The sequence below is a fragment of the Streptomyces sp. NPDC048291 genome, from assembly GCF_043201715.1.
In the GTDB taxonomy this organism is placed as follows: domain Bacteria; phylum Actinomycetota; class Actinomycetes; order Streptomycetales; family Streptomycetaceae; genus Streptomyces.
In genome coordinates this window covers 258756-272525 of sequence record NZ_JBICZC010000011.1, presented here as the reverse complement: position 1 = coordinate 272525, position 13770 = coordinate 258756, and the positions used below count along the sequence as shown (strand labels likewise).

At 71.6% G+C, this 13770-nt stretch carries 10 protein-coding genes; 7 read left to right on the top strand and 3 right to left on the bottom strand.

What is annotated here, in order from left to right; all coding sequences use genetic code 11:
- The first annotated feature begins 303 nt into the window (after positions 1 to 303).
- From iolD to ACGF5O_RS29665, 7 genes are all read left to right on the top strand, one after another.
- Positions 304 to 2175 carry a 3D-(3,5/4)-trihydroxycyclohexane-1,2-dione acylhydrolase (decyclizing) gene (iolD, locus tag ACGF5O_RS29695; protein WP_393812942.1) on the top strand — a complete coding sequence of 624 codons (1872 nt, stop codon included), beginning with the start codon at positions 304 to 306 and terminating at the stop codon, positions 2173 to 2175.
- A gap of 33 nt (positions 2176 to 2208) precedes the next feature.
- Positions 2209 to 2994, top strand: coding sequence for a GntR family transcriptional regulator (locus ACGF5O_RS29690; RefSeq protein ID WP_393812941.1), 786 nt, complete (start codon positions 2209 to 2211; stop codon positions 2992 to 2994).
- A gap of 320 nt (positions 2995 to 3314) precedes the next feature.
- Complete coding sequence (locus ACGF5O_RS29685; protein WP_393812940.1) at positions 3315 to 4628, top strand: ABC transporter substrate-binding protein; 1314 nt, start codon at positions 3315 to 3317, stop codon at positions 4626 to 4628.
- Positions 4629 to 4636: 8 nt separating this feature from the next.
- Positions 4637 to 5617: a carbohydrate ABC transporter permease gene (locus ACGF5O_RS29680; RefSeq protein WP_393812939.1), complete on the top strand. Its 981-nt coding sequence runs from the start codon at positions 4637 to 4639 to the stop codon at positions 5615 to 5617.
- Positions 5614 to 6504, top strand: coding sequence for a carbohydrate ABC transporter permease (locus ACGF5O_RS29675; RefSeq protein WP_393812938.1), 891 nt, complete (start codon positions 5614 to 5616; stop codon positions 6502 to 6504). Before ACGF5O_RS29680 ends, ACGF5O_RS29675 begins: the two co-directional genes overlap by 4 nt.
- A 26-nt stretch (positions 6505 to 6530) precedes the next feature.
- Positions 6531 to 7853 carry a glycoside hydrolase family 36 protein gene (locus tag ACGF5O_RS29670; RefSeq protein WP_393812937.1) on the top strand — a complete coding sequence of 441 codons (1323 nt, stop codon included), beginning with the start codon at positions 6531 to 6533 and terminating at the stop codon, positions 7851 to 7853.
- On the top strand, positions 7850 to 9862 hold the full coding sequence (locus ACGF5O_RS29665) for a beta-galactosidase (protein WP_393812936.1): 2013 nt from the start codon (positions 7850 to 7852) through the stop codon (positions 9860 to 9862). The genes ACGF5O_RS29670 and ACGF5O_RS29665 overlap by 4 nt, the downstream gene beginning before the upstream one ends.
- A 74-nt stretch (positions 9863 to 9936) precedes the next feature.
- Here the strand turns inward: ACGF5O_RS29665 and ACGF5O_RS29660 are convergent, their stop codons facing one another.
- The 3 genes from ACGF5O_RS29660 to ACGF5O_RS29650 form a co-directional block, all read right to left on the bottom strand.
- Positions 9937 to 11754: an ABC transporter ATP-binding protein gene (locus ACGF5O_RS29660; protein ID WP_393812935.1), complete on the bottom strand. Its 1818-nt coding sequence runs from the start codon at positions 11752 to 11754 to the stop codon at positions 9937 to 9939.
- Between the two features lie 299 nt (positions 11755 to 12053).
- On the bottom strand, positions 12054 to 13130 hold the full coding sequence (locus ACGF5O_RS29655) for a sugar kinase (RefSeq protein ID WP_393812934.1): 1077 nt from the start codon (positions 13128 to 13130) through the stop codon (positions 12054 to 12056).
- Entirely contained in the window at positions 13127 to 13762 is a 636-nt protein-coding gene (locus tag ACGF5O_RS29650) for a bifunctional 4-hydroxy-2-oxoglutarate aldolase/2-dehydro-3-deoxy-phosphogluconate aldolase (protein WP_393812933.1), read from the bottom strand. The genes ACGF5O_RS29655 and ACGF5O_RS29650 overlap by 4 nt, the downstream gene beginning before the upstream one ends.
- Positions 13763 to 13770: the final 8 nt, after the last annotated feature.

The following is a 13770-nucleotide window of genomic DNA, read 5'->3' as shown; positions in this document are numbered from 1 at the left end:
CCGGCGGATCCCCTGGCCCGGACCGAAGGAGGTGGCCCGGGTCACTGCTGTGCGTTGGGACGGGATACAAGTCCCTGTGAGGCCCGCTGTCAATACTTTGTTAAGACATCATTTCACATTCAGGTCCGAATGTAAGTACAAACCATTGACAGCGCGACCTGCCCCGATCTACACCTGAGGGGGCATCCGCCCGACCCGCTCCGAACCCGATCTCTACCCGCTCCCGTCGGGCGTACCCCTGGCCCGGGCGGAGCGGGACGCCGGCCCGCCCCGCCCTGCCACCCCGTCCGAATGAGGTCCTCCATGAGCCTGCCGACCACCCGCCTGACCGTCGCCCAGGCGCTGGTGCGGTTCCTGTCCGCCCAGTACACCGAGCGCGACGGCGTCCGGCACCGGCTCATCGCCGGCACCTGGGGCATCTTCGGCCACGGCAACGTGGCGGGGATCGGCCAGGCGCTCCTCGAGTACGGCGACGTGATGCCGTACCACCAGGGCCGCAACGAGCAGGCGATGGTGCACGCGGCGGTCGGCCACGCCCGCCAGCTGGACCGGCTCTCCGCGCAGGCGGTCACCACCTCCATCGGCCCGGGCGCCACCAACCTGGTGACCGGCGCCGCCCTCGCCACCATCAACCGGCTGCCGGTGCTGCTGCTCCCCGGCGACTACTTCGCCAGCCACGCGCCCGACCCGCTGCTGCAGCAGCTGGAGCACCCGACCGAGTTCGACGTGTCGGTCAACGACACCCTGCGCCCGGTCTCCCGCTACTTCGACCGGATCACCCGCCCCGAGGCGCTGATCCCCTCCGCGCTGAACGCCATGCGGGTGCTCGCCGACCCGGCCGAGACCGGCGCGGTCACCCTGGCCCTCCCCCAGGACGTCCAGGCGGAGGCCTACGACTGGCCGGAGGAGTTCTTCGCGGAGCGCGTGTGGCGGGTCCGGCGGCCCGCCCCTGACCCCGTGGAGCTGACGGCCGCCGTGAACGCCGTGCGGGCCGCCAAGCGGCCGTTGATCGTGGCGGGCGGCGGAGTCCACCACAGCCGCGCGGAAGACGCTCTGCGGGCCCTCGTGGAGGCCACGGGCATCCCCGTGGCCTCGACCCAGGCGGGCAAGGGCTCGCTGCGCCACGACCACCCGGCCGACCTGGGCGGGATCGGGCACACCGGGACCGCCGTCGCGGACGACCTGGCCCGCGCCGCCGACCTGGTCATCGGCGTCGGCACCCGGTACACGGACTTCACCACGGCCTCCGGCACCCTCTTCCAGAACCCGGACGTCCGCTTCCTCAACGTGAACATCACCGGCTTCGACGCGCACAAGCTGGCCGCGCGGACGGTCGTGGCGGACGCGCGGGCGGCCCTGGAGGCGCTCGCCGGGGCGCTCGCCGGGTACCGCGTGGACGGCGCCTACGAGGCCGGGTACCGGGCCGGCAAGGAGCGGTGGGACGCGGTCGTCGAGGCCGCCTACCGCGCGGACGACGAGGACGCCGTGCCGACCCAGACCCAGGTGCTCGGCGCCCTCGACGCCGTGGTGGGCGATGACGACGTTGTCATCAACGCGGCCGGCTCGCTCCCGGGCGACCTGCACAAGCTGTGGCGGGCCCGCTCGCCGCGCCAGTACCACCTGGAGTACGGCTACTCCTGCATGGGCTACGAGATCCCGGCCGGCATCGGCGTCCAGCAGGCGGCCCCGGACGCGGTGGTCTGGTCGCTGGTCGGCGACGGCACCTACCTGATGATGCCGACCGAGCTCGTCACCGCGGTCCAGGAGGGCCTGCCGGTCAACCTGGTCCTCATCCAGAACCACGGGTACGCCTCCATCGGCGGCCTCTCCGAGACGGTCGGCGGCGAGCGGTTCGGCACCGCCTACCGGTTCCGCGCCGCCGACGGCACCTTCTCCGGCGCCCCGCTGCCGGTGGACCTCGCCGCCAACGCGGCCAGCCTCGGCATGGAGGTGCTGCGCGCCAAGACCGTGCGGGAGCTGCGCGAGGCCCTCGCGGCGGCCCGCGCGAGCGACCGGCCGACCTGCGTGTACGTGGAGACGGACCCGGCGCCGACCGCTCCCGGGGCGGAGGCCTGGTGGGACGTGCCGGTCGCCGAGACCGCCGCCCGCGAGGCCGCCGTACAGGCCCGCGAGGAGTACGACCGGCAGGTCGCCGACCGCCGCCGGCACCTGTGACCCCCGACCCGCGCTCTGGAAGGAGGTGTCCCGGTGGCCCGAACCGGTGATTCCGCCCGCGCCGCGACCGTCTCGGCGCTCGACACCCTGGACTTCGCCCTGGACCGCGGCAGTCCGGTACCGCTCTACTACCAGCTCGCCCAGCAGCTGGAGGAGGCCATCGAGCACGGGGTGCTCGCCCCGGGCAACCTCCTGGGCAACGAGATCGACCTGTCGGTGCGGCTCGGCCTGTCCCGGCCCACGGTCCGCCAGGCCATCCAGTCGCTGGTCGACAAGGGCCTCCTGGTACGCCGCCGGGGCGTGGGCACCCAGGTCGTGCACAGCCAGGTCAAGCGGCCGCTGGAGCTGAGCAGCCTCTACGACGACCTGGAGTCGGCCGGGCAGGGCCCGACCACCCGGGTGCTGCGCAACGAGCGGATCCCGGCGAGCGCCGAGGTGGCCGCCGCGCTCGGCATCGCCGAGGGCGCGGAGGTGGTCGTCCTGGAGCGGCTGCGCTGCACGCACGGCCAGCCGGTGGCGTTCCTGTGCAACTACCTGCCGGCCGCCCTGCTCGAACTCGACACCGAGCGGCTGGAGTCGACCGGCCTGTACCGGATGATGCGCACGGCCGGCATCACCCTGCACAGCGCCCGGCAGACGGTCGGCGCCCGCCGCGCCACCGCCGAGGAGGCCGTCCGGCTCGACGAGGAGGAGGGCGCCGCCCTGCTCACCATGCAGCGCACGGCGTACGACGACACCGGGCGGCCGGTGGAGTACGGCAGCCACGTCTACCGGGCGTCCCGGTACGCCTTCGACTTCCAACTGCTGGTACGGCCGTAGAACGTGCCGTGCCGGGCCGGTTGCTGCGGGTTTAACCGCTGGTCCCGCCACCCGAAACCAACACGCCCGCACACGAGCCCCCACGGAGTTTGTCCGGTGGGGGCTCCGTCGTACCGCTTTGTTCAACAAACCGGCAGGCAACCATGTCGATTACGTTTCGGGCAAGAGACGGGCGAGAGAGACGCAGGCTATTGACGCATGAGCGGACAAGCGGCTGTTATTGCGCCCACGATGTTCGGCCGAGTTGGTTTCTGATCGGTTTCGGGACCTTTCGAAGATCAACTCTTCCCCTTGCCGAACCCTGTTACTCAGGAGCCGCCATGCGCATCTCCCCGTCCGGTCTTCACGTGCCGGGTCCGAGCCGCCGTAACGTCCTGCGCGGTGCCGGTTCGGCCGCCCTCCTCGCGGGCGCCGGCATTCCCCTGCTCTCCGCCTGCGGCGGCAGCGGGTCCTCCTCCGACCCGAAGACCGTCAGCCTCGGCTCCAACGCGTCCGACGCCGTGCCGAAGAAGGCGTACCAGTCCGTCTACGACGCCTTCAAGAAGTCGTCCGGCGTCACCGTCAAGGTGAACACCAAGGACCACAACACCTTCCAGGAGCAGATCAACTCCTACCTGCAGGGCACGCCGGACGACGTGTTCAACTGGTTCGCGGGCTACCGGATGCAGTTCTTCGCGCAGAAGGGCCTGGCCTCCCCGATCGACGACGTGTGGGAGAAGATCGGGGCCAACTTCCCCGACGCGATGAAGAAGCTCAGCAAGGGCGAGGACGGCAAGTACTACTTCGTGCCGCTGACCACGTACCCCTGGGCGGTCTTCTACCGCAAGAGCGTCTTCCAGGCGAAGGGCTACACGGTCCCGACCACGTGGGACGAACTCGTGGCGCTGTGCAAGCAGATGAAGAAGGACGGCCTGGTCCCGATCGCCTTCGGCGACAAGGACGCCTGGCCGGCGATGGGCACCTTCGACCAGATCAACTTCCGCCTCAACGGCTACGACTTCCACGTCCAGCTGATGGCGGGCAAGGCGGAGTGGACCGACGCCAAGGTCAAGGCCGTCTTCGACCACTGGGCCGAGCTGCTCCCCTACCACCAGGACGGTTTCATGGGCCGCACCTGGCAGGACGCCGCCCAGGGCCTGGTCTCGAAGAAGTCCGGCATGTACCTCCTCGGCTCCTTCGTGGCCCAGCAGTTCACCAACGCCTCGGACCTCGAGGACCTCGACTTCTTCCCGTTCCCGGAGATCAACTCCGCGTACGGCCAGGACACCGTCGAGGCGCCGACCGACGGCTTCATGGTCAGCAAGTCCCCGAAGAACCACGACGGTGTCGTGAAGCTGCTGGAGTACCTCGGCACTCCCGCCGCCGAGGAGACGTACCTGAAGACGGACCCGAGCGTGGTGGCCGCCTCCAGCAAGGCCTCCACCGCCTCGTACTCCACGCTGCAGAAGAAGGCGTTCGACATGATCGGCGCCGCCAAGAGCCTCACCCAGTTCATGGACCGCGACTCCCGGCCGGACTTCACCTCCACGGTGATGCAGCCCTCCCTGCAGAAGTTCCTGCAGAACCCGAAGGGGATCGACAGTCTGCTCTCGTCCATCGAGCGCCAGAAGAAGACGATCTTCGCGTCCGAGTGAGCTCCCGAATGTCGACTGACACCCCCACGAAGTCCCAGGAGGCGGCCGCCGTGCCGCCTCCTGGGCGCGCGTCCGACAAGAAGCGGGTCCAGCACGGCCACAAGCGCCTGCTGACCCGCCGTGACCGGATCACCCTCGCCTTCATGGCGGGCGTGCCGACGATCCTCCATGTCCTCCTGGTCTGGGTGACCGCCCTGGCCTCGATCCTGCTGGCCTTCACCTCATGGGACGGCATCGGCTTCGACTCCATCAAGTGGGTCGGGTTCGACAACTTCCATCAACTCTTCACCGACAACCCGCAGTTCTGGCCGGCCGTCGAGCACAACGTCATCTGGTTCGTGGTGCTCATCCTGATCCCGACGCCGTTCGGCCTGTTCCTGGCCGTGCAGCTGGACAAGAAGATCCGGTTCAGCCGGGTCTACCAGACGGCGTTCTTCCTCCCGGTCGTCATCTCCCTGGCCTGCATCGGGTTCGTCTGGCAGCTGATCTACAACCCGGACACGGGCCTGATCAACAGCCTCATCGGCGCCAACAAGCCGGGCCACTACATCGACTGGATCGGTGACCCGAACCTCAACCTGTGGGCGGTCCTGGTCGCCGCGTCCTGGCGGCACACCGGCTACATGATGATCCTGTACCTGGCCGGCCTGAAGAGCGTCGACCCGTCGCTGCGGGAGGCCTCGGCCCTCGACGGCGCCAACGAGTGGCAGACGTTCAAGAACGTCATCTTCCCGACGCTGCGGCCGACCAACACCATCGTCCTGGTCGTGACCATCATCGAGGCGCTGCGCGCCTTCGACCTGGTCTTCGTCTTCAACAAGGGCGCCCAGGGCACCGAGTTGCTCTCCATCCTGGTGACCAACAACATCATCGGCGAGTCCAGCCGCATCGGTTACGGCTCGGCGATCGCGGTGGTGCTGCTGTTCATCTCCCTGATCGTGATCATTCCCTACCTGATCGCGACCTTCCGGAAGGAGCGCCGCGCATGAGCACCGTGAGCAACGCGCTGCCCAAGCAGCGCAACCCGATCCGCCCGGCCCGGGTCCTGCTGCACACGTTCCTGGCCCTGACGGCCCTGGCGTGGCTCGCCCCGCTGCTGTGGGCGGTCTTCTCGGCGCTGCGCCCGTACAGCGAGACCAGCAACCGCGGCTACGTGTCCTGGCCGCACACGCTGAACTTCGACAACTTCAAGAACGCGTTCGAGCAGTCGGACATGACCCACTACTTCATGAACACACTGGTCATCGCGGTCCCGGCCGTGCTGCTCACGCTGTTCCTGTCGTCGATGGTCGCGTTCTACGTCGCCCGTTTCGACTTCCGGGTCAACCTGTTCCTGCTGCTGGTCTTCACGGCCGGCAACCTGCTGCCGCAGCAGGTCATCATCACCCCGCTGTACCGGATGTACCTGCTGACGAACCTGCCCGGCATCACCGCGAGCGGCAAGCTGTACGACTCGGCGCTCGGTCTGGTGCTGATCCACGTGGCGTTCCAGTCCGGGTTCTGCGCGTTCGTGCTGTCGAACTACATGCGTTCGCTGCCGCACGAGCTGACCGAGGCCGCGCTCGTGGACGGCGCGTCGGTGTGGCGGCTGTACTGGCAGATCACGCTGCCGCTGTGCAAGCCCGCGATGGCGGCCCTGGCGACCCTGTTGTCGATCTGGATCTACAACGACTTCTTCTGGGCCCTGGTGCTGATCTCGACCGGTGAGAACATGCCGATCACGTCGGCGCTGAACAACCTCTCCGGCCAGTACTTCACCGACCCGAACCTGGTCGCCGCCGGTTCCCTGCTCACCGCGATCCCGACGCTGCTCGTCTACTTCGCGCTGCAGAAGCAGTTCGTCAGCGGTCTGACCCTGGGCTCCGCCAAGGGCTGATCCGGCCCCGTCCGAAAGAGAACCTCGTGCACAACCCGTTCACCCCGGTCGCCTCCGTGCCCGTGGACACGCGCACTGCCCGTGTCCACGAGGAGGGCTGGCAGTCCTGGTCGCCGAGCGGCTCCTACGCCCTCGGCGCGGCCCCGTACCGCCCGGCCAACGCCAACTGGGCGACCGTCTGCTACCGCCCCGGCCGTGCCGTCCCCGCCGGGGCCTTCCAGGGCGAGGGCCTGCTGGCGCTCGACCCGGGCGACGGCTCCCCGGTCCGGCTCTGGGCGGCGGCCGACCCGCCGCACGAGGTTCCCTCGGTCCGGCTGACCGTCGCGGACGGGGTCGCCGAGGTCGAGGCCGACGGCCCGGTCAAGGAGTGGACCGGCACGGGCATCCAGTCCGTGCTGGCCGACTGGGCCGGCGCCCTGGCCGTGCCTGCGCCCCGCCCGGCGCCCACCGTCTGGTGCTCCTGGTACGAGTACTTCACGGCCGTCACCGAGGACGACATCCACGAGAACCTGCGGGCGATGGACACCCTCGACCTGCCGGTCGACGTGGTGCAGATCGACGACGGCTACCAGAGCGCGCTCGGCGACTGGCTGAACCTCTCCGGCCGTTTCCGCTCCCGGCGGGGCATCGCGGACGCCATCCGCGGTCGCGGCCGCCGGGCGGGCATCTGGACGGCGCCCTTCCTGGTCGACCCGGCGAGCGACCTCGCCGAGACGTACCCGGACTGGCTGGTCCGCGACCCCGACGGCAGCCCGCTGCGCGCGGGCCGCAACTGGGGTCACGTGCTGTACGTCCTGGACACCACCCACCCGGCCGCCGCGGCCTACCTCACCGACGTCTTCGCGACGCTGCGCGCCGAGGGCTACGACTACTTCAAGACCGACTTCCTCTACGCGGGCGCCCTGGACGGCGTGCGGCACTCGGGTGCCGACGCGCTCACCGCGTACCGGCTCGGCATCCGGCTGATCCGGGAGGCGATCGGCGCGGACGCCTACCTGCTGGGCTGCGGCGCGCCGGTCCTGCCGTCCATCGGCCTGTTCGACGCCATGCGGGTCAGCCCGGACACGGCTCCGCACCGCCGCCCCGAGGCCGACGACTTCAGCCAACCCGGCCAGGACCCGGCCGAGTTCACCGGCGTCGGCCGCCAGTGGCAGCACAACCGCTTCTGGGTCAACGACCCCGACTGCCTGATGGCCCGCCCCGCCGTGGAGACCCGTGCGCGCTGGGCGGCCCATGTGGAGGCCGTCGGCGGCCTGGTCGCCTCCAGCGACCGGCTGCTCTCACTCGACCCGTGGGGCGTGGAGACGACCCGCCGCCTTCTCACCGGAGCCACCGGAGCCAACCGATGAACGACCGCACCCTCTCCGTCCCCGGCATCGCCTACGGCGGCGACTACAACCCCGAGCAGTGGCCCGAGGAGGTGTGGGACGAGGACGTCCGCCTGATGCGCGAGGCGGGCGTGAACATGGTCAGCGTCGGCATCTTCTCGTGGGCGCTCATGGAACCCGCCGAGGGCGTCTACGACTTCTCGCGCATGGACCGGATCCTCGACCTGCTGCACGAGAACGGCATCGCCGCCGACCTCGCCACGCCCACCGCCGCCCCGCCGGCCTGGTTCTTCCGCGCCCACCCCGAGGCGCTCCCGGTGGACCACGACGGCCGCACCCTGTCGTACGGCAGCCGGCAGACCTTCTGCCCGAGCAGCCCCGCCTACCGCGAGGCCGCGCTGCGCATCGCGGGCGCGATCGCCGAGCGGTACGCGAGCCACCCGGCCGTGCAGATGTGGCACGTCCACAACGAGTACGGCTGCCACAACGCGGCCTGCTACTGCGACACCAGCGCGGAGTCCTTCCGCCGCTGGCTGCGGGCCCGGTACGGCGACGACCTGGCGGCCCTCAACGGCGCCTGGGGCACCACCTTCTGGAGCCAGTGGTACTACGACTGGGACGAGATCCTGCCGCCCCGCGCGACCGGCGCCGTCCCCAACCCGACCCACCAGCTGGACTGGCGGCGGTTCTGCTCGGACGAACTGCTGTCGCTGTACAAGGCGGAGCGGGACGTCCTGCGGGAGGCGGCCCCGGCGATCCCCGCCACCACCAACTTCATGGTGATGTACAACTTCGACGCCCTCGACTACTGGCGCTGGGCCCCGGAGCTGGACGTGGTGGCCAACGACCACTACCTGATGTCCGCCGACCCGGAGTCGCAGATCGACGTCGCGCTGAGCGGCGACGTGATGCGGTCGCTGGCGGGCGGGCCGTGGCTGCTGATGGAGCACTCGACGGGCGCGGTGAACTGGCAGCCCGTCAACCGGGCCAAGACGGCCGGTGAGCTGCGCCGCAACGCGCTCGCGCACGTGGCGCACGGCGCCGACGGCATCTGCTACTTCCAGTGGCGGGCGGCGAAGGCGGGCGCCGAGCAGTGGCACTCGGCGATGCTGCCGCACGCCGGGACGGACAGCCGGATCTGGCGGGACGTGGTCCGGCTCGGCGCCGATCTCCGGGCACTCGCCGAGGTGCGCGGCAGCACCGGCACGGCCGAGGTGGCCGTCGTCTGGGACTGGGACGCCCGCTGGGCCGTGGAGCTGCCCTCGCAGCCATCCGAGAAGCTGCGCTACCTGGACATCGTCCGCGCCTGGTACGAGCCGCTGTGGCGGGCCGGTGTGGCGGTGGACTTCGTCCGCCCGGACGCGGACCTGTCGGCGTACAAGGCGGTACTCGCCCCGAGTCTCTACCTGGTCGACGACACGGGCGCCGCGAACCTCACCGCCTTCGCGGAGGCCGGCGGCACCCTCGCCGTCGGCTTCCACAGCGGTGCGGTGGACGAGAACTGCCATGTGCGGCTGGGCGGTTACCCGGGCGCCTTCCGGGAGCTGCTCGGCGTGTCCACGGACGAGCTGTTCCCGCTGCTGCCCGAGGAGCGGGTGGCGCTCGGCGAGGGCGGCACGGGCTCGCTCTGGTCCGAGCGGGTACGGCTCGCGGGCGCGGAGGCGGTCACGTCGTACGCCGACGGCCCGCTCGCCGGGGTGCCGGCGGTGACCCGGCACGGCTACGGCGCGGGCACCGCCTGGTACGTGGCGACGCTGCCGGACGCGGACACCCTGGCGGGCCTGCTCGGCCGGATCCGCGCCGAGGCGGGCGTGGCCGCGGGCCGCACCGCCCCGGCCGGTGTGGAGGTCGCCGTGCGGCGCGGGGCGGACGCGGACTACGTGTTCGTGATCGACCACACCGGCGAGGGCGCGGAAGTCCCGGTCGCGGCAGGCTCGGTGGAGCTGCTGTCCGGCAAGCCGGCCGACGGCACGGTCACCGTGGCACCGGGCGAGGTCGCCGTCGTGCGGGAACCGCGGCAGGACGCGTAGCGCCGGGGGCAGTGAGGCCGTTCGGCGACCGCGGGACCGTCGTGGCCACCCGACAACGCACCCCCGCGGAACGCTCAATGCACTTCGGCCCGCGCCGGCCCCTCGTCCAGGAACCCACCCGACTGGTGCTGCCACAGCTTGGCGTACGCGCCCTCCGCGGCGAGCAGTTCGTGGTGCGTGCCCTGCTCGACGATCCGCCCGCGGTCGAGGACGACCAGCCGGTCCATGGAGGCGACCGTGCTCAGCCGGTGCGCCACCACCAGCGCCGTGCGCCCCTCCATGAGCCGCCACAGCGCCTCCTGGACGAGGATCTCGCTCTCGGAGTCCAGCGCGCTGGTCGCCTCGTCCAGGAGCAGGATCGGGGCGTCCCGCAGGATCGCCCGGGCCAGGGCGACCCGCTGGCGCTGGCCGCCGGAGAGCTTGACGCCGCGCTCCCCCACCATCGTGTCGAACCCGTCCGGCAGCGCGTCGGCGAACTCCGTGACGTGCGCGGCCTCGGCCGCCAGCCGGATCTCGGCGTCGGTGGCGTCCGGCCGGGCGAAGGCGATGTTGTCCCGCAGGGTGCGGTGGAACATCGCCGGGTCCTGCGGGACGTAGGCGATCTGGCCGCGCAGGTCGGCCTGGCGCAGCCGGCTGATGTCCTGGCCGCCGATCGTGATCCGGCCGGCGTCGATGTCGGTCATCCGCAGCAGCAGCCGGGTCAGCGTGGTCTTGCCGCCGCCCGACCGGCCGACGAAGCCGAACTTCGACCCGCTGGGCACGTCCAGTTCCAGCCCCTCGAACAGCGGTTTGGCGCCCGCGTGGGTGAAGGAGACCTTCTCGAAGCGGACACCGGCGGTCCGCGGCGCGAGCGGCTCCGGGGCCGGGGGGTCGACGACGGTCGGCGGTTCGAGGAGCAGTTCGGTGAACTGGGCCGCCTCCGTCATGGAACTCTCCATACGCCGGTAGATCTGGTTGAACTCGAACATGATCCGGGTGGCGTTGGTGTAGTAGGTGAAGGCGACCACGACCGCCTCCACGCTGTGTCCGCCGCCCGCCAGCGACACCGCGAGCAGCAGGCCCACCGCGTTGGTCGCCACGGACATCGGCGCGACGAGGGTGTCGATGCGCAGGTTGCCGTAGTCCCAGGAGCGCAGGGTGCGCCGCCTCGACTCGGCGACCCGCGACCGGTGTTCGGCGGCCTCCCGCCGCTCGGCGGCGAACGCCCGGACGGTGTCCATGTTCATCAGGCTGTCGGCGACGTGCCCGGACACCCGGGCGATCGCCTCCTCACGCCGGTCGACGAGCCGCTGACGGCGGCGGATCAGCGGGAACACGCACACCGCCGTCACCGCGATCATCGCGAGCAGCGCGACGACGAGCAGCGGCTCGTACCGCCACAGCACCACCGAACCGAACGCCAGCGGCACGAAGCTGCCGACGATGTTGAAGGTCAGTGTGTCGCCGAACTCCTCGAAGCGGGTGGCGAAGCTCAGCACCCGCTTGGTGAGGGAGCCCGCGAAGTTGTCATGGAAGAACGCGGCGTCCTTCGCGAACAGTTCGTCCATGCCGATGATGTACAGGTGCTCGATGCCGAGGGCGTCCAGACGGTTCAGGCAGTGCAGACCGATCCGCCAGAGCGTCTCCGCCAGCAGCAGGACACCGGCGAAGCCGAGGACGTACGGCAGTGTGGCGCGGAGGCCCGGACCGTGGCCGTCGGCGATCCGGCCGATCAGCTTGGCCACGACCAGCGGGGCCAGGTAGTTGATTCCGATGTTGCCGAGCGCCGGCAGCAGCATCCCGGGCAGCGTGAGCCACTTGAGCCGGGCCAGCTCCCGTCCGTAGTGGCGAAGGGCGAGCAGTACGGCGCCCTTGCGCGGTCCCGTCGCAGGTAAATCGACAGAGGATGTCATCTCAACCCTGTGTAGTCGTCGCGCGGCATGCCGAGTCGGCCGTCGCTTGGTCCGCGGCGGCCTGGAATCGGCAGGTCAGGAAAGGGAAGTGTCCCGCGACGACGGTCGCGCGGTCCACGTGTTTTTTGGTCGGCGACTACGGAGCGAACACGCTCTCGACCGGTGGCCGTATGCCCGCGCACCCGGCGGGTGGGCCGGCTTCACGAACGCGGGAGCGGGGCGGGCATCGTCTCGTGCCGTGCCGCGCGGTCCGCACGGGCACGCCGAACCGATCGACGGGCCGGCCTCGGTGCCGCCGGTCAGGGCTGTTCCGTCGTCCTGTTCGGCCGGCTCGGGGCAGCTTCGGAGCCTTCTCCCTGCGGCCGTTCGGGCCCGGCCGCCGGTCCGGTGTCCGTGCCGTCCTCGTACCACAGCCAGTCCCGGTCCGGGAGTTCGAGCAGCCGGGCGATGTCCGTCGCCGCGGGCAGGGGTCCGTGATCCGCCGTCACCTTGAGCGCGGAGACGGCGGTGAGGTGGCCGAGCCGGAGGGCGCGGGGCAGCGGCTCCGCGCGCAGCAGCCCGGCCAGGAAGCCCGCCGCGAAGGCGTCGCCCGCGCCGACCGGTTCCACCACGGCCGTCCGCAGCGCGGGCACCGTGCACGTGCCGTGCGCGGTCACGGCGGTAGCGGTGCGGGCGCCGTCCTTGACGACGAGGATCCGCGGACCGGGCAGCAGCTCCCGCAGCCCGGTGACGGTCAGGTTCCCGCCCCACAGCGCCTGGGCCTCGTCGAGGCCCACGAAGACGATGTCGGCGCGGTCGGCCAGGGCGCACAGCACCGACGGCGCGGTGCCGTGCGGCCACAGCGCGGCACGGTGGTTGACGTCGAAGCTGACGGCGTACGGCCGTTCGGCGGCGGGCCGGTCGAGGGCCCGGGTCACCAGGGCGCGGCAGGACGCGGAGAGGGCGGGGGTGATGCCGGTGAGGTGCAGCAGGGCGGCCGAGCCGAGCGGTTCGCCGTCGAGCAGGCCGGGGCCGAGGGCCGAGGCCGCCGACCCGGTGCGGTAGTAGTGGACGCGGGTTCCGGCGGGTCCCGGGTTCTTGACGAGAAGCCCGGTGGGCCGGTGCGGGTCGGTGCGCACGTGCGTCACGTCGACCCCGGCGGCGGCGACCGCGGCGCGCACCCGGCGGCCCAGCGGGTCGTCGCCGACGGCCGAGAGCCAGTGGACCGGGACGCCGTGGTCCGCGAGGTACATGGCCACGTTCGACTCGGCCCCCGCGACGGACAGCCGCAGTCGATCGGCGTCCGCCGGCGGTAGGGGCGGGTCGGGGGCGAGGGCGGCCATGGTCTCGCCGAGGCAGACGACCGGTCCCGGGGCCGGACGCCAGGCAGCCGTCACGCGGGCCCCTCCTCCCGTACGACGGCCCGGAACGCGCGGGCCCGGTCGCGCAGCGCGGTGAGGCTGCCGCCGTCCGCCGCGTCCCCGACGAGGGGGGAGCCGACGCCGACCGCGGTGGCCCCGGCGGCCAGGTAGGCCCGCGCGGCCGGTACGTCGACGCCGCCGACCGGGACGAACGCCGCGTCGGGGAACGGCCCGCGCAGCGCCTTCAGATACGCCGCTCCCCCTGCCTCGGCGGCCGGGAAGAGCTTCAGGGCGGCGGCCCCACGGGCCTGCGCCGCGATCACGTCGGTGGGGGTCAGCACGCCCGCCAGGACGGGCATGCCGAGCTGCCGTGCGGTGTCGGCACCGGCGCCGAGGCCGGGGGTGACGGCGAAGGTGGCGCCCGCGCGGTGGGCGGCGTGCGCGTCGGCGGTGGTCAGCACCGTGCCGGCGCCCAGCGGGCGGTCGGGGCCGAGTTCCTTGCGGGCCCGGGTGAGGACGGTGAGCGCGTCCGTGCCGCTGAGCGACACCTCGATCAGTTCGATGCCCTCCTCGGCCAGGGTCAGCACGGTGCGCAGGGCGGCGTCCGGGTCGCCGCCGCGCACGATGGCGAGCAGGCGGCGGGCGGCGAGGGCGGCTCGCAGATCCACGAGCGGGC

What these genes read in the sequence shown, in the direction of transcription:
- iolD (WP_393812942.1), top strand. Translation starts at nt 304, where the DNA reads ATGAGCCTGCCGACCACCCGCCTGACCGTCGCCCAGGCGCTGGTGCGG.
- ACGF5O_RS29660 (WP_393812935.1), bottom strand. Translation starts at nt 11,754, where the DNA reads ATGACATCCTCTGTCGATTTACCTGCGACGGGACCGCGCAAGGGCGCC.
- ACGF5O_RS29675 (WP_393812938.1), top strand. Translation starts at nt 5,614, where the DNA reads ATGAGCACCGTGAGCAACGCGCTGCCCAAGCAGCGCAACCCGATCCGC.
- ACGF5O_RS29665 (WP_393812936.1), top strand. Translation starts at nt 7,850, where the DNA reads ATGAACGACCGCACCCTCTCCGTCCCCGGCATCGCCTACGGCGGCGAC.
- ACGF5O_RS29680 (WP_393812939.1), top strand. Translation starts at nt 4,637, where the DNA reads ATGTCGACTGACACCCCCACGAAGTCCCAGGAGGCGGCCGCCGTGCCG.
- ACGF5O_RS29685 (WP_393812940.1), top strand. Translation starts at nt 3,315, where the DNA reads ATGCGCATCTCCCCGTCCGGTCTTCACGTGCCGGGTCCGAGCCGCCGT.